We start from the raw sequence: 19,635 nt of genomic DNA, 5'->3' as shown, positions 1-19,635 counted from the left end.
CTGCGGCGCTGAACCTTCGGCCCGCAGAACGAGAGAGCACAGCCCTGGCGCCCCGCGTCGGGGCTGTTGCCGTTTGACTTCCCGTCCGGCCGCAGCCAGCATGGACCTGTCTTCGCCTCCCAAAAAAACCGGGCGGCGGTGTCACAGGCGGCGGCGCCGCCTCGTCATAGCGGTGTGTGAACGAAAAGGAGACTGGAATGTCACCCCGCATGACCGACTATTTCAAACGCGCCGAGCCGGCCTTCAAGGCGATGTTTTCCCTGGAGGCGGCGCTGAAGGCGAGCCCCCTCGACGCGCTGCTCGTGCATCTGGTGAAGGTGCGCGCCTCGCAGATCAATGGCTGCGCCTACTGCATCCACATGCATGTCGGAGAGGCGCTGAAGGACGGCGAGGACCCGATGCGCCTCCACCTTCTTGCCGGATGGCGCGATTCGCCGCTCTATTCGCCGCGCGAACGGGCCGCGCTTGCCTGGACCGAGGCCCTGACGCTGGTGGCCGAGACGCACGCCCCCGACGCGGACTGGGCGGCGGTCGAGGCCGCCTTCACGCCCGACGAGCAGGCATGGCTGACGGTCGCCATCGGCGCGATCAACATCTGGAACCGCGTGCAGGTCGGCTTTCGCGCCGTGCATCCGGTCGATCAGCGCGATGCCGCCTGATCCTTCCACCAGGGCCTTCGAGGCGCAGCGGCCGCGGCTGCTGCGCCTCGCCTACCGGATGCTCGGCACGCATGCGGAGGCCGAGGACATTGTGCAGGAGGCCTGGTTGCGCTGGCACCGCAGCGACCGCGACCGCGTGGCCGCGCCGGCCGCCTGGCTGACCCGCATCGTCTCGCGCCTCTGCCTCGACGCCATGAAATCCGCCCGCTTCCGCCGCGAGACCTATCCCGGCACCTGGCTGCCCGAGCCGCTGATCGAGCCGGCCGACGAGGAGATGCGCGCGGACAACATCACGCTGACGCTGATGGTGGCGCTGGAACGCCTCTCGCCGCTGGAGCGCGCGGCCTTCCTCCTGCACGACGTCTTCAACCAGCCGGTGGACGAGGTGGCGGCGACGCTGCAGCGCAGCCCCGCGGCGATCCGGCAGCTTGCCGCGCGGGCACGCGCGCATGTGCGGATCGACCAGCCGCGCTACGCGATCGCGCGGGAAGACAGCCGGGCGATCGTGGAGGCCTTCTTCGAGGCCTGCCGCCTGGGGGATGCGACGGCGCTCGGCTCCATGCTGGCGGAAGACGTGACGCTCCGCTCGGACGGCGGCGGGAAGGTGATGGCCTTTCCCAATGCGATCCACGGGATGGATCGCCTGGTGCGCCTCTATCTCGGGCTTTCGCGCAAGCTCGGCGGGCGCATGGAATTCCTCGGCCATCTCGTGATCGACGGGCTGCCGGGATTTCTCAGCCGGGTCGACGGCCACCTGCAGACCTCGGCGCTGGACATTTCCGGCGGACGCATCACGGCGATCTACATCACGCGCAACCCGGAAAAGCTGGCCGGGCTGACCGGCGCCTGACGGCTCAGAACCCGAAGGACTGCTGCGCCGGCTCCGTCGGGGCGAAGGAGACGCCTTCGAGCGCCAGCATCTTCAGTTTCGACGAGGCGCCGCCCGGGGCGGAGAAGCCGCCGACCTTGCCGCCGGCGGCGAGCACACGGTGGCAGGGAATGATGAGCGCCACCGGGTTCTTCGCCATGGCCTGGCCCACCTCGCGCGCGGCCTCCGGGCCGGCGCCGAGTTCGCGGGCGAGCGTGCCATAGGTCGTCGTCTCGCCCCAGTGCACCCGGCGGGCGGCGTCGTAGACCGCCCGGAAGAAATCGCTCTGGCCGGCAAGGTCGAGCGGCACGCCGGTGAAATCCGCCTCCTCGCCGGCAAAGTAGCGCCGCGCGGCGGCAACCGCCGCGGCGACGGCCGGCGGCGGCTCGGCGGCTTCCGCGTCGGGCAGGTGGCGCAGCAGCAGGCGGCGCGTGGTGCCGGCATCCTCGCCCGCAAGCTGGAAGCGCACGACGCCCGCCGCCGTCCAGGCGATGCCGCAGGGGCCGCCGGCGGTGTCGAAGATCAGATAGTGGGCCTTGCCGGTCATGGGATCGCTCCTGTTCCCGTTTTGTCACAAGATCGGGCTTCGCCCGGCCGCTTTCAACCCGTTTCCTGCCGGGTCTTGCGCCGGGCGGCGCCAATTCGCATAACCGTCCCCAAAAAAGCGAAGCAGCGAGGAGACGACGTGGAACATTCGCAGATCATCATCGGCGGCGATACGGCAGGCATCGAATGGCGCATCCCCGTGTTCCGCTTCAAGGGGACCGACGCCGCGGCGCCTTCCGTCCATATCCAGGCCGCGCTGCATGCCAACGAACTGCCGGGCACCGCTCTCCTGCATTTCCTCCTGGAGCGGCTGCGCAAGGCGGACGACGACGGCGCGATCCGCGGCGACATCACCGTCATCCCGCAGGCCAATCCGATCGGCCTTGCGCAAGCGCATTTCGGCGAGATGGAGGGCCGGTTCGATCTCGGCACGCGGACCAACTTCAACCGCGACTTTCCGCTCGTGGCGCTCGGCGAGCGGGACACGCTGCTGGAGGATATCGACCGCCGCAGCGCCGTCGACCGGCTGAAGCGCACATTGCTGCACACCGCGCTCGGCGCCGATCTCGTGCTGGACCTGCACTGCGACGACGAATCCCTGCAATATGCCTATATCGACACGGCCTTCTGGCCGGAGGCGGCCGATCTCGCGGCGGCCCTCGACATGGAGGCCGTGTTCCTTTCCGACGGCGAAAGCACCGCCTTTGAGGAAGCGGTCGGCCATGCCTTCAAGCGAAAGGGCGGCGAGATGCTTTCCACCGTCCCCGGCCGCCTCTCGGTGACCGTCGAACTACGCGGCAAGCGCGACGTCTATCCGGACATGGCGAAGAGGGATGCGGCGGGCCTGTGGCGGTTCCTCGCCGGCCGCGGCGTCGTCGCCGATCCTGCCCATGCGGCAGAGGCCTATTCCGGCACCGCCGTGCCGCTCGACAATATCGAGATGGTGCGGGCGCCGGAGCCCGGCACCGTGCTCTTCCACCGCGACATCGGCGAGACGGTGAAGGCCGGCGATCTGCTCGCGACGCTGATCACCCGGCCCGGCGCGCCGGACGGCACGCTTGCCGTGACGGCCGGCCATGACGGGCTGATCGCCACCCGCAGCTCCGCCCGCTATGCCCGGCGCGGCGACGACCTGATGAAGATCGCCTGCCACGAGGCGACGGGCAGGAACCGCAAGCCCGGCACGCTGGAGGACTGAGCCGCCCACGCCGAAAGAAACCTGCGCGGGGCGGGCCTCGCCCCTCGCAATCGCCTTGCCCGAAGCAATATATAGGTGCGAGACCGGCGTGACGCACGGGCCGCCTCGGGCGGCTTTACAAAAGCGGCACGCACAAAGACGAGGCCGCCTTGGGATGATCCGCACGCATCATGTTTGAGACGCTCTCCGCCTACTGGCCGCATATCCTCGTCGCCCTGTCGATCCTCCTCGGCGTGCCGGCCGCCATCCATGCCACGATGACCAAGGAAGAGGTGCGCGCGGCGATCGGCTGGGTCGGCGTCATCATGCTGTCGCCGGTCGTCGGGCCGCTCATCTATGCCATCGGCGGGGTCAACCGCATCCGCCGCAAGACGCTGAACCTCAGCCGCGAGGGGCTGCTCGCCGCCGGCTGGCACCACATGGCGGAATACGACGTCTCGAATGCGTATATGCAGGTGGCCTATGGCGGGGCGCTCGCCGCCATGCAGCGCCTCGGCGATACGGTCGGCCGCTGCAAGCTGACCTCCGGCAACCGCATCAGCGTGCTGTCGACCGGCGACGAGGCCTATGCGGCCATGCTGGCCGCCATCGCGGCCGCGGAACGCTCCGTCCTGCTCGAAACCTACATCTTCGACCGCGATGCCGCCGGCGAGCGCTTCGTTGCGGCGCTGTCGGACGCCGTGGCGCGCGGCGTGCAGGTGCGCGTGCTGATCGACGCGGTCGGCGCGCGCTACTCGATCCCCTCGATCGTCTCCGACCTGCAGCGGGCGAACGTGCCGGCGGACGTCTTCAACGGCAACATCGTCATGGGCCTGCGCCTGCCCTATGCGAACCTGCGCACCCACCGGAAGATCCTCGTCGTCGATGGCAGCGTCGCCTTCACCGGCGGGCTGAACATCCGCGCCGGTTTCTGCGCCGAGTTTTCCGGCGAGGCGGCAGCGCTCGACACGCATTTCCGCCTGACCGGCCCCGTGGTCAGCGATCTCTTCCGCATTGCCTACGAGGACTGGCGCTTTTCCGGCGGCGACGAGCTGGCGGGCGAGGCCTGGCAGATCGCCCCGCCGCCGGATGCGCCGGAAAGCGGCATGCTTGCCCGCGTCGTGCCGTCAGGCCCGGACAAGAGCCTTGAGACCAACCACCGCATGCTGATGGGGGCGGTCTCCGTCGCCAAGCGGCACATCCGCATCATGTCGCCTTATTTCCTGCCGGACCGCGAGCTGATCAGCGCGATCGTCACGGCGGCGCGGCGCGGCGTGGAGATCGACATCGTCGTTCCCTCCTCCAACAACCTGAAGCTCGTCGACCTCGCCATGACGGCGCAGTTCGACCAGATGCTGAAACACGGCTGCCGCATCTGGCGGGCCTCCGGCGCCTTCAACCATTCCAAGCTCACGGTCATCGACGGCGCCTGGTCCTATGTCGGCTCGTCGAACATCGATCCGCGCTCGCTGCGGCTGAATTTCGAGGTGGATATCGAGGTGATCGACGCCGACTTCGCCGATCTGATCGACCAGCGCATCGCCGCCGCGCTGTCCGAGGCCGAGGAGGTCACGCTCGAGGACCTCAGGGCACGTCCCTTCGCCCAGCGCCTCGTCGAGCGCATCACATGGCTCGGCTCACCCTATCTGTAGGCCCGAACGAGCGCTCCCAGACGACCTTGAGGTCGATATGCGCCTTGATCGGCAGGTGATCGGACGCGACGCGGGCAAGCGGCGTGTCGTGCACCTCGACGGAGGTGACGAGATCGTGCGGATGGCCGAGCGCGCGGTCGAGCGCGAGGACCGGAAAGCGGGAGGGAAAGCTCGGCACCGCGCCGGAGGCGGGATCGAAGGTCGGCTGCAGGCGCGAGAGCGAGGACCGGCGGCCGACGCGCCATTCGTTGAGATCGCCGACGAGCAGGGTCGGCATCTCCTCTTCTTCCGCGACGGAGGCGAGGATCGCCATGGCCTGCTGCTCGCGCGAGCGCTTCAGAAGGCCGAAATGGGCCGCGACCAGCCGCAGCTTGCCGACCGGCAGGTCGAGCGTCACGACCAGCGCGCCGCGCGGCTCGACGCCCGGCAGCTTCAATTGCCGCACGCCGCCGACGGCGCCCTTGCGGATCATGATCATGTTGCCGTGCCAGCCATGGCCGGTGGAGGAGAGCGCGGTGATCGGCACCGGGACGAGGCCGCAGTCCCGTTCGAGGATATCGAGGTTGAGCAGGCCGGAGCGCTCTCCGAAGCGCTTGTCCGCCTCCTGGATGGCGATGATGTCGGCGTCGATCTCGGCGATCACGTTCGCCGTGCGCTCCGGATCGAAGCGCCGGTCGACGCCCACGCATTTGTGCACGTTGTAGGACGCGATCACGGTATCGCCGGGGCGATTGTTCTCCGGCGGCCGATGGCCGCGGCGGTTGCGGATGGCCGTCAGCAATGCGGCCGGCATCAGCTTGTCGTTCGGCTTCCTGTCCACGTGTCCTTCCTTGTGGCCCCTCCATCATATGGGCGCTTTGCCCGCGTCGGCAACCTTTCACGACCAAGAAGGTTCCGCGAAAACGGCTAGGGAAGAACGCTCACCTGCATTTTCGGGCTGTCGAGCAGGATGGTCGAGCGCAGCGTCTTGATCTCGCCGATCCGCTCGAACTCGCTCCACAGCAGCCGGCGATAATCGGCGACGTCCTTCACGGCGATCTTCAGGAGGAAATCGAAATCGCCGGCGACCGTGTGGCATTCCACCACCTCCGGCATGCGCCGCACGAGATCGATGAAGCGCTCGCCGACGCGCGGGGCCGTGCGCTCCAGCGTCACCTCCAGGAAGGCCTGGAAGCCGATGCCGGCGGCGCGCGGATCGACGATCACGGTGTGGCGGATGACGCCGCCCGCCTCCAGCCGCGCCAGCCGGCGCGACAGCGGCGCCGGCGAGAGGCCGACCTTCTCGGCAAGCCGGTTGTTGGAGAGCCCGGCATCCTCGACGAGCAGGCGGATGATGCGCCGATCCGTCTGGTCCAGCGCCACCTCGTCGCCCGGCTTCCTGTCCATGTCCCGCCCCACGCAAAAACCTGCATCAATCTAGCAGCGGCAAGCAAGAAGGCAAAAGCTTCTTGCGCCTTGTCCGCAATATCATGGTCGATTTTGCGACGGCTTTGGCCTAAACCGCTTGAGAGACCCACCGCACAAGGAACCCGGCCATGTTCGACGCCCTCGCCCGCCAGCCCGACGACCCGTTGCTTGCCCTGATCGGCCTCTTCCGGGCGGACGAGCGCGCCGGCAAGGTGGACCTCGGCGTCGGCGTCTATCGCGACGAGACGGGCGCGACACCGATCTTCCGCGCGGTGAAGGCGGCCGAACGGCGCCTCGTCGAGACGCAGCCGACCAAGGCCTATGTCGGCCCGGAGGGCGACCCGGTCTTCCTGGAGCGCCTCTGGGCGCTGACGACGGGAGAGGCCGGCCGCGGCCGCGCCACCGCCGCGCTGCAGACGCCGGGCGGCTCCGGCGCACTGCGCCTTGCCGCCGACCTGATGGCGCGCATGGGCACGAAGGGCATCTGGCTCGGCCTGCCGAGCTGGCCGAACCATGCCAGCATCTTCAAGGCGGCGGGCCTGGAGGTCGTCACCTATCCCTTCTTCGACGTCCCCTCGCAGACCGTGCTCTTCGACCGGATGATGGACGCGCTCTCCGGCGCCGCGCCGGGCGATGCCGTGCTGCTGCACGCCAGCTGCCACAACCCGACGGGCGCCGGCCTTTCGGCAGAGCAGTGGCGCGCCGTCTCCGATCTCGTCGCCGCGCGCGGCCTGCTGCCGCTCGTCGACATCGCCTATCAGGGCTACGGCCGCGGCCTCGACGAGGATGCCGCCGGGCTGCGCACGCTGCTGGCCGCCGTGCCGGAAGCGCTGGTCGCCGTCTCCTGCTCGAAGTCCTTCGGCCTTTACCGCGAGCGCACCGGGGCGATCTATGCGGCCTGCGGCAGCGCCGAGACGGCGCTGTCCGTGCGCAGCAACCTCGCCGCTCTCGCCCGCACCAGCTATTCCATGCCGCCGGACCATGGCGCGGCCATCGTCGCGACGATCCTCGGCGACGAGGCCCTGAAGGCGGACTGGATGGCGGAGATCGAGACCATGCGGCTGCGCATCACCGCGATCCGCGAGCGCCTCGCCGCCGGCCTTTCCGGCCGCTGGCAGGTGCTGACGGCCATCCGTGAGCAGGAGGGCATGTTCTCCCTGCTGCCGCTGGAGGAGGCGGACGTGCTGAAGCTGCGCGCCGAGCACGCGATCTACATGCCGACCTCCGGCCGCATCAACATTGCCGGCCTCAAATCGGCCGAGGTCGATGCCGTCATCGAGAAGTTCCGGAGCCTCTGAGGACACGATGTCTGTCGAAACAGCCGCCCGGCCCGAGCGCCATTCCGCCTACGAGGATGCCATCGCCATCGTCGTCGGCACGATGTTCATGGCGCTCGGCGTGGTGATCTACACCAAGGCCGTGCTGCTCGCCGGCAGCACGGCGGGCCTTGCCCTGCTGCTGCAATATGCCAGCGGCATCGGCTTCTGGTGGCTGTTCTTCGCGATCAACCTGCCCTTCTACGTCCTTGCGGTCAGAAAGCTCGGCTGGGCCTTCACCCTGCGCACCTTCGCGGCCGTCACGCTCGTCTCGATTTTTACCCGGCTAACCTCCGACCTTGTCTCCTTCTCCCATCTCGACCCGCTCTATGCGGCCGTCATGGGCGGGGCGCTGTCCGGCACGGGCCTGCTCATCCTCTTCCGCCACCGCACGGGGCTTGGCGGCATCAACGTGCTGGCGATCTACCTGCAGGACCGTTTCGGCATCCGGGCCGGCTATTTCCAGCTCGCCGTGGACCTTGCCATCCTTGCCGCCGCCGTCTTCGTCATCCCGCTCGACCGCCTCGCGCTCTCCGTGCTCGGCGCCGTCGTCGTCAACATGACGCTCGCCATCAACCATCGCCCGGGCCGCTATCTCGGCGTGACGTGACGCCGGGCGCAAAACCGCTGCGCACTCTTGCGGGAATCGCTCTATGAAGGCGGCGACCATCAAACGAAGGAGACAGGCGTGACCGTCACGATCTACGGCATCAAGAACTGCGACACGATGAAGAAGGCCCGGACCTGGCTCGACGCCAGGGGCGTCGCCTACCGTTTCCACGACTACAAGGCCGAAGGCATCGATGCGGCAAGCCTGGCGCGCTTCGTCGATACGCTCGGCTGGGAGACCGTGCTGAACCGCGCCGGCACCACCTTCCGCGCCCTGCCGGATGCCGACAAGCAGGATCTCGATGCGAAGAAGGCGATCGCGCTGATGCTCGCCCAGCCCTCGATGATCAAGCGCCCGATCCTCGACCGCGACGGCGCCCTGACGGCGGGCTTCAAGCCGGAGATCTACGAAACGCTTTTCTGAGCTTAAAGCATTTCCGCTTTTCCTTGAATCGCGAAAATGCTCTATCTCTTTGTTTTTACGCAATTCCGGACGCAAAACCGCTGCGCACTTTTGCTGGAATTGCTCTACGGCCAGGCGGCATAGGAGGTTTCCGCGCGCACCTGCCGGCTGGCGAGCCCCGCCCGCCGGGCGCGCGGCGAGACGCCGGCCAGCCGCTTGAAGAACCGGCTGAAATAGGCCGCATCGCGAAAGCCGAGCGCTTCGGCGACCTCGGCGATCTGCAGGCTCGACCCGTCGAGCAGCATTTCCGCCTCCATCATCAGCCGCGCATGGATCAGCTCCATCGGCGAACGCCCCGTGGCGCGCCGCACCGCCGTGTTCAGCCGGTCCGGCGTCACGCCCAGCACGGCGGCATAGTGGGCGAGCGGCCATTGCTCGCGCATGTGCAACTCCACGAGATGCAGGAAGCTGCGCACGGTGGCGCGCGGCGAAGGCTTCGGCTTCTCCGTCGCCGGATTGGCGCGGCGCCAGATGGCGATCAGCAGGAGGGCGAGGTGATGACGCACCACCTCCTGCATACCCGCCGCGTTCTCGCGCAGTTCCGCCTCGATCGTCTCCACCGTCTGGAGCATCTTCCTCGCATCCGCCAGCGCCAGCTTGGCGCCGAGGATGGGCCGGGCGATGGCATCGCGCACGTCGGCGAAGATCGCGCCCGTCGGCATGGCGGGGCCGAGCGCCAGCTCCGGGATCGCCAGCGCCGCCCCCTCCGCGCCGGCATCGAAGAGCACCGTGCCGCGCTCGCCGGCCGGCGCCCAGACGATGGAGGGGCCGGAAAGCCCGAGATCCGCCGGGCCGAGCGACACCCGCCCGCTGCCGGACAGGAGCAGGAAGACGCGGTTGCGCCCGCCGCGGAAGGTCCAGCCGGATTGCGACAGCGCCCCGCGGAAGAGCCGCGCCTCCGTCGGCAGCGGCGGCGTAGCGGCCGCAGCGCGATGCTGCGGCGCGAGAGCATCCTGGAAGGGCATGGCGAGATCTCCTTGCCGTGAAAAGTACAAGTATCTCTTGTAAAAGTCTATTCCGCCCTGCCCCGCCTGCGGCTAACCTTTCATCCGTCAAGCAGCGACAGAAGGCCCGGAGGAGAACGTGGCCGCTGCCCGCCTTGGCGCGACGCCTGCCGAAGAGCAGGCCTTTTGGGAGGAATCGACGATGAAATCTCTGCAACGCAGGCACGTCCTGCGCGTGATGGCGGCTGCCTCGGCCCTCTTGGCAACGGGCATCGCACCGGGCGCGCTTGCCCAGGACCGCACTTCGGTGAAGATCGGCTATGCCATTTCCAAGACCGGCCCCAATGCCGGCGGCGCCGGCATCACGACGCTGCCGAACTACCAGCTCTGGGTGAAGGACGTGAACGATGCCGGCGGGCTGGAACTGCCCGACGGCACGAAGCTGCCGATCGAGGTGATCGAATACGACGACCGGTCCGCTTCCGAGGAACTGGTGCGCGCCGTCGAGCGCCTGGCGACGCAGGACGAGGCGGACTTCATCCTCGCGCCCTGGGGCACGGGCTTCAACCTTGCGGCCGCGCCGCTCTTCGACCGCTACGGCTACCCGCAGCTCGCCGTCTCCTCCGTCACCGACAAGGCGCCGGATTTCGTCAAGCGCTGGAAGAAGAGCTTCTGGATGCTCGGCGGCGGCCACGACTATGCGGGCGCGCTCGCCGGCCTCATCAAAAAGGCCGCCGCCGACGGCACGCTCAACAACAAGGTCGCCATGGTCTCGGTCGCCGACGGCTTCGGCATCGACCTCGTGACGGCCGCGCGGCCCGCCTTCGCGGACGCCGGCATCGAGCTGGTCTACGACAAGACCTACCCGGTCGGCACGTCGGACTTCACGCCGATGATCAACGAGGCGAAGGCGAGCGGCGCCGACAGCTTCGTCGCCTTCTCCTATCCGCCGGATACCTTCGCGCTGACCCAGCAGTCGCAGGTCGCCGATTTCAATCCGAAGCTGCTCTATCTCGGCGTCGGCACGGGCTTTCCGGTCTACGGCAAGAACAATGGCGACAACGCCACCGGCATCATGAGCCTCGGCGGTATCGACCCGGCGAACGAGGCGAACGCCGCCTATCGCAAGCGCCACGAGGAGGTGACCGGCCAGGGCCCAGACTATTGGGGCAGCGTCATCACCTATGCCTCGCTGCAGATGCTGCAGGAGGCGATCAAGCGCAAGGGCCTCGACCGCGAGGCCGTCTCGGCGGAACTTTCGGCCGGCACGTTCCAGACCGTGCTCGGCGAGACGAAGATGGAAGACAACCAGCTTCGCACGCTCTGGTGGACCGGCCAGTGGCAGAACGGCCAGTTCGTCGGCATCGCGCCCGCGGACCGCGCCGGCGCCAGCCAGCCGATCCTGCCGCGGCAGGCGTGGAAGAAGTAGCCGCACGCCTCGCGAGGGGATCGAAGGGCGCTCCGGCGGACCAAAATGTGCCCCTCACCCTGCCGCTCTCCCCGCAAGCGGCAGGCGAATTGCATATGGAATGAGGCGACGCGTCTTTCCCCTTCTCCCCCGCGGGGAGAAGGTCGCGGCAGCGGGATGAGGGGGTGGCGCAGACGTCAGACGATGTGCGAGCCCCCTCATCCGGCCCTTCGGGCCACCTTCTCCCCGCGGGGGAGAAGGGGAAAGCAGCAGCGTGCTGTCATATGCAATTCGCCTGCCGCAAGCGGGGAGAGGGGACGTGCCCCACGGAACGCTGGCGGTCTGAGAAGACGGCGCGGCAGGGTTTCCTTCTCCCCGTTCACGGGGAGAAGGTGGCCGGCAGGCCGGATGAGGGGCATTCTGTCATCGACTGAAAACGGCGCGGTGCTGTCACCGGCCGACAAATGTAAGGAGCGGCCATGCTCGTCACGGCCTTGTTGTCCGGGCTCGTGCTCGGCGGAACCTATGCGCTGGTCGCGATGGGGCTGACGCTCCAGTACGGCATCGCGCGCATCATGAACCTTGCCTATGGCGAGACGATCATCGCGGCGGCCTTCCTCGCCTATGTGCTGTTCAACGGCCTCGGCATCAATCCGGTGCTCGGCCTTCTTGCCGCCGTGCCGCTCGGCTTCGTCTTCGGCTATCTCGTCTACGGCCTGATGATGCGCCCACTGGTGCGCCGCGCCAAGAGCCGGGAGACGCTGGAGATCGACTCGATCCTCGCCACCTTCGGCCTGCTCTTCGTCATCCAGGGCGTCATGCTCGTCTTCTTCGGCAGCAACTATACGAGCTACAGCTATCTCAATATCGGCGTCAGCGTGCTCGGCACCACGATCGCGGCCAACCGCCTCCTCGCCTTCGCGCTCGCCATCGTCCTCGGCGGCGGTCTGTATCTGCTGCTTACCCGCACGCTCTGGGGCACGGCGCTGCGCGCCGTCGCCGTCTCGCCGACCTCCGCGCCGCTCGTCGGCATCGATGTCGAGCGCGCGGCCCGCACGGCCTTCGCCATCGGCGGGGCGCTGGCGGCCGCCGGCGGCGTGGTCATCTCCATGTACCAGACCTTCACCGCCACGGCCGGCGTCGTCTTCACCATGAAGGCGCTGATCGTCGTCATCATGGGCGGCGTCGGCAACATTCTCGGCGCGCTCTTCTCCGGCCTGCTGCTCGGCCTCGTCGAGACCTTCGTGGCGACCTATGTCGACCCCGGCCTGACGCTCGCCGCCACCTACCTCATCTTCCTCGCCATCCTGCTCTGGCGCCCCGCCGGCCTCTTCGGGAGGAGCGCGCGATGACGGCACGCACGCTTCTCGGCCTCCTCGTCGCCGGCCTCGTTCTCGCCGCGCTCGCCGCCCTGCCCCTCTTCGCCGGGCCCTATGCGGTGACGCTGATGATCGGCATGACCGGCTATGTGGTGCTCGCCACCGCCTGGGGCCTGTTCTCCGGTCCGACGCGCTATGTCTCGCTCGCCACCGTCGCCTTCTTCGGCATCGGCGCCTATACGGTCGGCGTCCTCAGCGAGACGCTGCCCTATCCGCTCGTCCTCCTCGTCGCGGCACTGATCGGCCTTGCCGTGGCGCTGGTCGTCGGGCTCTCGACGCTCCGGCTTGCCGGCGTCTATTTCGTGATCTTCACCTTCGGGCTTGCCGAACTCATCCGCCAGCTCGTCACCTGGTACGAGGTCAACGTGACGGGCACGCTCGGCCGCTACATCTTCCTGCCCGTGACGCCGGAGGGCATCTACTGGCAGCTGCTGGCGCTCGCCGCCGCCACCTTCCTCTTTTCCTGGGGCATCGGCCGCACGCGCTGGGGCCTCGCGCTGAAGGTCATCGGCGACGACGAGGTGGTGGCGAGCCATTGCGGCATCGACATCACCCGGCTCAAGCTCGCGCTCTTTGCCGTCAGCGCCGTGATCATCACGCTCGTCGGGGCCATCCAGGCGCCGCGCTGGACCTATATCGAGCCGAGCATCGTCTTCAACCCGACCATCTCCTTCCTGACGCTGATCATGGCGCTGCTCGGCGGGGCGGACCGGCTGTGGGGCCCGCTGCTCGGCGCCATCCCGCTCTTCCTGCTCTTCGAGTGGCTTTCCGCCAACTTCCCGAACCACTATCCGATCATCCTCGGCCTCGTCTTCATCGCCATCGTCTTCCTTCTGCCGAAGGGCGTGCTGGCGGCTGCCGAAAGCCGGCTAAGGAAAGGCGGTGCGCGATGAGCGAGCTTCTTGCGCTGAGCGGCCTCACCAAGCGCTTCGGAGGGCTCACCGCCGTCAATGCCGTCTCCTTCTCGCTGGAGCGCGGCGAGGTCGTCGGCCTGCTCGGCCCGAACGGCTCCGGCAAGACGACGGTGCTGAACATGATCTCCGGCTTCCTGGCGCCGACCGGCGGGCGCATCGCCCTCAACGGCGAGGCGATTTCCGGCCTTCGCCCGAACCGCATCGCGAGGAGAGGCGTCGCCCGCACCTTCCAGCTGGTGCGCGCCCTTCCCTCGCTGACGGTCGGCGAAAACGTCGTCACCGCGCTCGCCTTCGGCCGCCGGACGCTCTGGGGCAAGGCGGCCCACGAGGCCGCCCAGGCCCATCTTGCCGCCGTCGGCCTTGCCGGACGCGCCGACCAGCCGACCGGCGCCCTCACCTATATCGACCAGAAGCGCATGGAGCTTGCCCGGGCGCTCGCCGCCGAGCCGGAGCTGCTACTGCTCGACGAATGGCTCGCCGGGCTCAACCCGACGGAGCTTCGCACCGGCATCGACCTCATCCTGTCGCTCAAGGAGCGCGGCATCACCGTGCTCCTCGTCGAGCATGTCATGGATGCGATCCGGGCGCTCTGCGGGCGCGCCATCGTCATGAATGCCGGACGCAAGATCGCCGACGGCCCGACCGCCGAGACGCTGCGGGACCCGGAGGTCGTGCGCGCCTATCTCGGAGACGGTCATGCTTGAGATCCGCGACCTTTCCCTCCACTACGGCCCGCACCTCGCCCTCGACCGGATCTCCGTCACCGTCGGCAAGGGCGAGACCGTCGTCATGCTCGGCGCCAACGGCGCGGGCAAGTCTTCCCTGCTAAAGGCCGCCGCCGGCCTCGTCCGGCCCGATCCCGGCGCCGATATCCGCTTTGCCGGCGGCGACATTGCCGGCCGGCCCGCCCATCTCGTGCTCGAAGCCGGCATCGCGCTGGTGCCGGAGGGCCGCGGCGTCTTCGGCGACCTGACGGTGGAGGAGAACCTTGCCCTCGGCGCCTATGCCCGGCGCGCCCGCGCCCATGGCAAGGCGAGCCGCGAGCTGGTCTACGGCCTCTTCCCGAAACTCGCGGACCGGCGGCGGCAATTCGTCAACACCATGTCGGGCGGCGAGCAGCAGATGGTGGCGATCGGCCGCGCACTGATGTCGAAGCCGGACCTGCTGATGCTCGACGAGCCGAGCCTCGGCCTTGCCCCCGTCGTCGTCGGCGAGCTCTTCGCCGCGCTCGGCCGGGTGCGCGAGAGCGGGCTGGCGTTCCTGATCGTCGAGCAGAACGTCAAGATGAGCCTTTCGATCGCCGACCGCGGCTACCTCTTGGAGGCAGGCCGCATCGTCGGCGAGGATACCGCAGCAGGACTGATGAACGACGATGCAGTGAAGCGCGCGTTCCTCGGCGCAACCGTCTGAATGTCAAGCAGGGAGCAAACCATGTCCGTCCTTGGACTGAAGATCAACAACCTCGACCAGGCCGCCTCCGACGGGCGCACCTTCACCCGCATCAACCCGATTTCCGGCGAGGTCGCCTCGGAGGTCGCCGCCGCCTCGCTGGAGGATGCGCGCCAGGCCGTCAATGCCGCCGCGAAGGCCTTTCCCGCCTGGGCGGCGACCGGCCCCGGCCAGCGCCGCAAGCTGCTTCTTGCCGCCGCCGACAAGCTGCAGGCGAGAACCGCCGATTTCGTCGCCGCCATGGCCGCCGAGACGGGCGCGACGGCCGGCTGGGCGATGTTCAATGTCGGCCTTGCCGCCGACATGCTGCGCGAGGCCGCATCGCTGACGACGCAGATCACCGGCGAGATCATCCCCTCCAACCGCCCCGGCTCGCTCGCCATGGGCGTGCGCCAGCCGGCCGGCGTGGTCCTTTCCATGGCGCCGTGGAACGCACCGGTCATCCTCGGCGTGCGCTCGCTCGCCACCCCGCTTGCCTGCGGCAACACGGTCGTCATGAAGACCTCGGAGATCTGCCCGCGCACCCACCGGCTGATCGTCGACGCGCTGCACGAGGCCGGCCTGCCGGAAGGCGTGCTCAACGCCGTCTCCAATGCGCCGGAGGACGCCGCCGCCATCGTCGAGGCGATGATCGCCCATCCCGCCGTGCGCCGCGTCAATTTCACCGGCTCCACCCGCGTCGGCCGCATCATCGCCGAGACCGCCGGGCGCTACCTGAAGCCCGCTCTGCTGGAACTCGGCGGCAAGGCACCCTTCGTCGTGCTCGACGATGCCGATATCGACGCGGCCGTCGCCGCCGCGGCCTTCGGCGCCTATATGAACCAGGGCCAGATCTGCATGTCGACCGAGCGCATCGTCGTCGACGAGACGGTCGCCGACCGTTTCGTTGCGGCGCTCGCCGAGAAGGCGGCAACCCTCGTTGCCGGCGATCCGCGCGAGGGCAACACGCCGCTCGGCTCCGTCGTCGATGCCCATGCGGCCCAGAGGCTGGAGCAGCTCATCCGCGATGCCGTGGGCAAGGGCGCGGTGCTTGCCGCCGGCGGCAGCGTGCGGGGCACGATCGTCGACGCCACCCTGCTCGACCGGGTGACGCCCGCCATGCGCATCTACAGCGAGGAGAGCTTCGGCCCGGTCGTCAGCATCATCCGCGTCGGCTCGATCGACGAGGCGGTGCGCGTTGCCAACGACACGGAATACGGTCTTTCCGCCGCCGTCTTCGGCCGGGACGTCAACCGCGCCATGCAGGTCGCCCGCCGCATCGAATCTGGCATCTGCCACATCAACGGCCCGACCGTGCACGACGAGGCGCAGATGCCCTTCGGCGGCGTCAAGGAATCCGGCTACGGACGTTTCGGCGGCAAGGCCGGCATCGCCGAATTCACCGAGCTGCGCTGGATCACCGTGCAGGACGGCGCCATCCATTATCCGATCTGAACCATGGCGCTCCTCGACAGAAAGACCGCCATCGTGACGGGCGGGGCCGGCAGCATCGGCCTTGCCACCGCCCGGCTTTTCCTCGACGAGGGCGCCAATGTCGTCCTCGTCGACCGTGATCGCGCGGGGCTCGAAAGGGCCGCCGCCGGCCTGCCGCGGGAGCGCGTGGCGCTCGCGGCGGCCGATGTCACCGACAGCCTTTCGACGAAGGCCTATGTCAAGCTCGCCATCGAGCGCTTCGGCGGCATCGACGTCCTGTTCTCCAATGCCGGCGTCTTCGGCACCGTCGCCCCCATCGCTGATTATCCGCTGGACATCTTCGACATGGTGCAGGCGGTCCATGTGCGCGGCGCCTTCCTTGCCGCCAAGCATGCCGTGCCGCACATGCGCAGCGGCGGCAGCATCGTCATCACCTCCAGCGTGGCGGCGACGCGGGGCGATCCCGGCGTTTATGCCTATATCACCGCCAAGCACGCCCAGACCGGCCTGATGCGCTGCCTTGCCAAGGAGCTCGCCCCGCGCGGCATCCGCGTCAACACGGTCAATCCCGGCCCCGTCGACAACGGTTTCCAGCTTGCCGTGGAACAGGGTCTCGGCGCCGCGACCGGCATGGACGGAACGGCTTTTTTCAACGCGCTCATCCCCATGGGCCGCCATGCCAGCTCCGGGGAGATCGCCCGCTCGGTGCTCTACCTCGCCTCGGACCAGTCGAGCTTCGTCACCGGCACGATGCTGATGGTCGACGGCGGCATGAGCATCTGAAGCCGGAACGGCAGAAGACCCGGATGCAGGGGACATCCGGGCCTTCGGGGAGGTCAGCGGGAAAAGCGCTTACTTGCAGACCTTGACCGTCTTGAAGATCACATTGCCGTAGTAGTCGTAGGCCTTGACCTTCTTGATGAAGCAGTGCGGCTTGTAGCCGTAGCTGTAATAGCCGGCCTGCGAGGGGGCGGCGAAGGAGATGGCGGCAACGGCGGCGATGGCGGCGGAAACGATGATCTTGCGCATGGGGTCTCTCCTGATCTCTGGTTAGGGATGAGCCTCTCTCATCCGGTGATCAGAAGATCGCATAGCGCCCCGCCGCCCGCTGTTCCGCAGGAAACAAGCAAGAACTAACGGAACAGCCGCTCCACATGATCCCGCCCGAGCCCGACCTTCTCGTAGTGGTCGCGACAGAGAGCGATGTAGTTGTGCACGTCGAAGAAACCGTCCGGCTCGCCCTTGTCGTCGAGCCAGATGAGCGGGCCCTTGACCTGGAAGAACACCTTCATCGGCTGCTCGTGCTCGTAGGCGACGAGCGTGTGGCCCTCGCCGGGCGTCTCGTAGACGAAATCACCGGCCGTCGCCGTCCAGTCGTGCTCCAGATAGCCCCACTTGCCGGAGATCGTGTAGGCGAAGACCTCGTGCGGGTGGTAGTGGCGGTTCACCAGGCCCGCCTTCTTCGCCATCAGGATGTCGCACCACTTGTTCTGCGTCGGGGAGATCCACAGCGGGCGGGAGGAGACGGTCTCGGTGAAGGGTACGTAGTAGCGCTCCTCGTCGGTCGGCGCGTTCTGAAGATAGACTTCCGGCAGGGCATCCGGCTGGAACACCTTGTCGATCGGCTTCAGGTCCTTCCAGAATTCGTTCGTGGCAAGCTCGGGCATGGCTTCTCCTCCTCGTGTGATGGTTCAGGCGCGGACCGCGATGTCGAGCAGCGCGAGCGTCCGCTTCGTCTCGATATGGTCGATCGCCTCGGCAAGCGCGCCGGCAAGGGCCGCGCCGTCGGTGACGCGCCTTGCATACGCCCGGCTCGCCTCGGCGACCTTCACGAAATCCGGCACAGGCGAGAGCGCGGTCAGCGGCATGCGGTTGGTCTTCGCCGCATAGCCGTCCGGATAGAGGCCGAGCACCGACTGGCGCACCGCGCCCCATTCGGCATTGTTGACGATGAGGATGAGGATCGGCAGTTCCAGCGCCTCGGCGATCTGGTGGCAGGCGACGGGATTGGCGAACATATAGGAGCCGTCGCCCATGGTGGCGACGACGAGCCGCCCGCGCCGCGCCAGCTGCATGCCGAGCGCGGCGGGAAAGCACCAGCCGAGGCCGCCGGAATGCGGCTCCTGATACCAGGCCTGGTGATGGGAGAGCGTTATCGGCGAAAGCGGGCAGCCGAGTTCGGAGAGCACGGTGGCATCCCGGCCCGCCAGCGCCTCGGAAAGTGTCAGGCTGACGAAATCCTTCGTCATCGGCGTGCCGCCCCCGCGCCGGGCCGCATCGAGCACGGCGGTGCGGGCTTTCCCGTTGCGTTTCGCCACTGCGGCGGCGCGGCTTTCCGCCCGCACGCGATGGGCGGGCAGCAATGGGTCCATCGCCGCCTTCAGGGCAATGAGGCCGGCATCGACATCGCCGGCGAGCGTCACGTCGGAGCGGAAGTAGCGCACCGGCTGGCGCTGGTAGAGCGGGTCCTGGGCGAGCTGGATGACCTTGCAGCCGGGCCGCAGCGCATGGGCATCCGGCGACCAGGGCGCCAGCGCATCGAGGACCAGCACCACGTCGGCCGCCTCCAGCAGCGGCCCGGGATCGGCCTGCGCGGCCATCGGATGGTCCGTCGCCATGGCGAGCTGCACGGCCCAATACTGGCAGACGGGAATGCCCCATTCGCCCGCAAGCGCCGCAAGGGCGGCAAAACCCTCGGCCGAGCCGGCGCCGCGCTGCGCGAAGACCACCGGGTTCTCCGCCGCCGCCAGGAGGCGCGCGGCCTCCGCCACCGCTTCCGCCGGCGGCGCGGCAACGGCCGGCATCATCGTTGCGGGCGCTTCCAGGCCCTCCGTCGGGCAGGGCTGGCAGAGCACCTCGCGCGGCAGGCTCATATAGACCGGCCCGCGCGGCGTGGAACAGGCGATGGCATGCGCCCGGTCGACCATCTGCGGGATGTGTTCGGGAACGCGCAGCTCGTCGTCCCACTTGCAGGCCTCGCGCACCAGCGCCGCCTGGTCGCGCATCTCCTGCCCCCAGCCGATCGGCACGGTGCGCGACCCCTTTCGGCCGCGCTCGGTGACCGGCGTGCGGCCGGAGAAGAGCAGGACCGGGACATGCTCCATCGCAGCGTTGATCGCGCCGATGGCGCAATTGGCAAGGCCGACATTGGTATGCGCCATCACCGCCTGGGCACGGCCCGTCGCCAGATAATATCCGTGCGCCATGCCCATCGCCGCCGATTCGTGCGGCATGACGAGCGCCTGCGGCAGGGCGATTCCCTTCGCCTCCGCCTCGGCCAGGCCCTCGATGATCGGCGGGAAATCCGTGCCGGAATTGGCGAAGATATAGTCGATGCCGACCGCCTTCAGCCGGGCGAGCAGCGCACCGCCCGCCGTCATCGCCGGCACCCCGGCAAGATCGTCTTCGCCCATCGGAACCTCCCCGTCGTG

General features: G+C 68.3%; 21 protein-coding genes. 14 read left to right on the top strand and 7 right to left on the bottom strand.

What is annotated here, in order from left to right; genetic code table 11:
* The first annotated feature begins 197 nt into the window (after positions 1-197).
* Together WMC41_RS22095 and WMC41_RS22090 are read left to right on the top strand one after the other, a co-directional pair.
* Entirely contained in the window at positions 198-659 is a 462-nt protein-coding gene (locus WMC41_RS22095) for a carboxymuconolactone decarboxylase family protein (RefSeq protein ID WP_288078545.1), read from the top strand.
* A complete protein-coding gene (locus WMC41_RS22090) occupies positions 649-1,509 on the top strand; it encodes a sigma-70 family RNA polymerase sigma factor (protein ID WP_272807348.1) in 861 nt (286 codons plus the stop codon). The genes WMC41_RS22095 and WMC41_RS22090 overlap by 11 nt, the downstream gene beginning before the upstream one ends.
* A gap of 4 nt (positions 1,510-1,513) precedes the next feature.
* On the opposite strand, the gene WMC41_RS22085 is transcribed toward WMC41_RS22090, so the two are convergent.
* Positions 1,514-2,074 (bottom strand): methylated-DNA--[protein]-cysteine S-methyltransferase, encoded by a 561-nt coding sequence (locus WMC41_RS22085; RefSeq protein WP_432346435.1) that lies wholly within the window; start codon positions 2,072-2,074, stop codon positions 1,514-1,516.
* Between the two features lie 138 nt (positions 2,075-2,212).
* Here WMC41_RS22085 and WMC41_RS22080 point away from each other — a divergent pair, with 138 nt between their 5' ends.
* Both WMC41_RS22080 and WMC41_RS22075 read left to right on the top strand, forming a co-directional pair.
* Positions 2,213-3,271: a peptidase M14 gene (locus tag WMC41_RS22080; protein WP_432346433.1), complete on the top strand. Its 1,059-nt coding sequence runs from the start codon at positions 2,213-2,215 to the stop codon at positions 3,269-3,271.
* Between the two features lie 170 nt (positions 3,272-3,441).
* Entirely contained in the window at positions 3,442-4,902 is a 1,461-nt protein-coding gene (locus tag WMC41_RS22075; protein WP_432346431.1) for a phospholipase D-like domain-containing protein, read from the top strand.
* Here WMC41_RS22075 and WMC41_RS22070 read toward each other — a convergent pair.
* Positions 4,874-5,695 (bottom strand): endonuclease/exonuclease/phosphatase family protein, encoded by an 822-nt coding sequence (locus WMC41_RS22070; protein ID WP_244767612.1) that lies wholly within the window; start codon positions 5,693-5,695, stop codon positions 4,874-4,876. The two genes, WMC41_RS22075 and WMC41_RS22070, sit on opposite strands and share 29 nt — an antisense overlap.
* A gap of 113 nt (positions 5,696-5,808) precedes the next feature.
* Positions 5,809-6,288 carry an Lrp/AsnC family transcriptional regulator gene (locus WMC41_RS22065; RefSeq protein ID WP_064332264.1) on the bottom strand — a complete coding sequence of 160 codons (480 nt, stop codon included), beginning with the start codon at positions 6,286-6,288 and terminating at the stop codon, positions 5,809-5,811.
* 149 nt (positions 6,289-6,437) lie between these two features.
* Between WMC41_RS22065 and WMC41_RS22060 the strand changes: the two genes are divergently transcribed.
* The 3 genes from WMC41_RS22060 to WMC41_RS22050 all read left to right on the top strand — a co-directional run bounded on the left by WMC41_RS22060 (position 6,438) and on the right by WMC41_RS22050 (position 8,658).
* Positions 6,438-7,607 (top strand): amino acid aminotransferase, encoded by a 1,170-nt coding sequence (locus WMC41_RS22060; RefSeq protein WP_432346428.1) that lies wholly within the window; start codon positions 6,438-6,440, stop codon positions 7,605-7,607.
* 7 nt (positions 7,608-7,614) lie between these two features.
* The gene (locus WMC41_RS22055; protein WP_288078558.1) at positions 7,615-8,235 is read left to right on the top strand and encodes a YitT family protein; all 621 of its coding nucleotides are present in this window, start codon (positions 7,615-7,617) and stop codon (positions 8,233-8,235) included.
* Between the two features lie 78 nt (positions 8,236-8,313).
* Positions 8,314-8,658: an ArsC family reductase gene (locus WMC41_RS22050; protein ID WP_432346426.1), complete on the top strand. Its 345-nt coding sequence runs from the start codon at positions 8,314-8,316 to the stop codon at positions 8,656-8,658.
* A 104-nt stretch (positions 8,659-8,762) separates the two neighbouring features.
* Here the strand turns inward: WMC41_RS22050 and WMC41_RS22045 are convergent, their stop codons facing one another.
* Entirely contained in the window at positions 8,763-9,662 is a 900-nt protein-coding gene (locus WMC41_RS22045) for a helix-turn-helix domain-containing protein (protein ID WP_272807341.1), read from the bottom strand.
* A gap of 181 nt (positions 9,663-9,843) precedes the next feature.
* On the opposite strand from WMC41_RS22045, the gene WMC41_RS22040 reads away from it, so the two are divergent.
* The 7 genes from WMC41_RS22040 to WMC41_RS22010 all read left to right on the top strand — a co-directional run bounded on the left by WMC41_RS22040 (position 9,844) and on the right by WMC41_RS22010 (position 16,987).
* Positions 9,844-11,070, top strand: a complete 1,227-nt coding sequence (locus WMC41_RS22040; RefSeq protein WP_432346424.1) for an amino acid ABC transporter substrate-binding protein — start codon at positions 9,844-9,846, stop codon at positions 11,068-11,070.
* 458 nt (positions 11,071-11,528) lie between these two features.
* Positions 11,529-12,401: a branched-chain amino acid ABC transporter permease gene (locus WMC41_RS22035; RefSeq protein WP_432346422.1), complete on the top strand. Its 873-nt coding sequence runs from the start codon at positions 11,529-11,531 to the stop codon at positions 12,399-12,401.
* Positions 12,398-13,321 (top strand): branched-chain amino acid ABC transporter permease, encoded by a 924-nt coding sequence (locus tag WMC41_RS22030; protein WP_432346420.1) that lies wholly within the window; start codon positions 12,398-12,400, stop codon positions 13,319-13,321. Before WMC41_RS22035 ends, WMC41_RS22030 begins: the two co-directional genes overlap by 4 nt.
* Positions 13,318-14,046, top strand: coding sequence for an ABC transporter ATP-binding protein (locus WMC41_RS22025; RefSeq protein ID WP_432346418.1), 729 nt, complete (start codon positions 13,318-13,320; stop codon positions 14,044-14,046). The genes WMC41_RS22030 and WMC41_RS22025 overlap by 4 nt, the downstream gene beginning before the upstream one ends.
* Positions 14,039-14,752 carry an ABC transporter ATP-binding protein gene (locus WMC41_RS22020; protein WP_432346416.1) on the top strand — a complete coding sequence of 238 codons (714 nt, stop codon included), beginning with the start codon at positions 14,039-14,041 and terminating at the stop codon, positions 14,750-14,752. The genes WMC41_RS22025 and WMC41_RS22020 overlap by 8 nt, the downstream gene beginning before the upstream one ends.
* A 21-nt stretch (positions 14,753-14,773) precedes the next feature.
* Positions 14,774-16,225 (top strand): aldehyde dehydrogenase, encoded by a 1,452-nt coding sequence (locus WMC41_RS22015; RefSeq protein ID WP_432346415.1) that lies wholly within the window; start codon positions 14,774-14,776, stop codon positions 16,223-16,225.
* A 3-nt stretch (positions 16,226-16,228) separates the two neighbouring features.
* Positions 16,229-16,987 carry an SDR family NAD(P)-dependent oxidoreductase gene (locus tag WMC41_RS22010; protein WP_432346413.1) on the top strand — a complete coding sequence of 253 codons (759 nt, stop codon included), beginning with the start codon at positions 16,229-16,231 and terminating at the stop codon, positions 16,985-16,987.
* A gap of 69 nt (positions 16,988-17,056) precedes the next feature.
* Here the strand turns inward: WMC41_RS22010 and WMC41_RS22005 are convergent, their stop codons facing one another.
* The 3 genes from WMC41_RS22005 to WMC41_RS21995 all read right to left on the bottom strand — a co-directional run bounded on the left by WMC41_RS22005 (position 17,057) and on the right by WMC41_RS21995 (position 19,617).
* Positions 17,057-17,233 (bottom strand): hypothetical protein, encoded by a 177-nt coding sequence (locus WMC41_RS22005; RefSeq protein ID WP_432346411.1) that lies wholly within the window; start codon positions 17,231-17,233, stop codon positions 17,057-17,059.
* Positions 17,234-17,337: 104 nt separating this feature from the next.
* On the bottom strand, positions 17,338-17,871 hold the full coding sequence (locus WMC41_RS22000) for a 2,4'-dihydroxyacetophenone dioxygenase family protein (RefSeq protein ID WP_432346409.1): 534 nt from the start codon (positions 17,869-17,871) through the stop codon (positions 17,338-17,340).
* Between the two features lie 24 nt (positions 17,872-17,895).
* Positions 17,896-19,617 carry a thiamine pyrophosphate-requiring protein gene (locus WMC41_RS21995; RefSeq protein ID WP_432346407.1) on the bottom strand — a complete coding sequence of 574 codons (1,722 nt, stop codon included), beginning with the start codon at positions 19,615-19,617 and terminating at the stop codon, positions 17,896-17,898.
* Between the last annotated feature and the right edge of the window lie 18 nt (positions 19,618-19,635).

It is taken from the genome of Shinella yambaruensis, assembly GCF_050859155.1.
GTDB lineage: Bacteria > Pseudomonadota > Alphaproteobacteria > Rhizobiales > Rhizobiaceae > Shinella > Shinella yambaruensis.
This window is presented reverse-complemented; position numbering and strand designations above follow the sequence as displayed.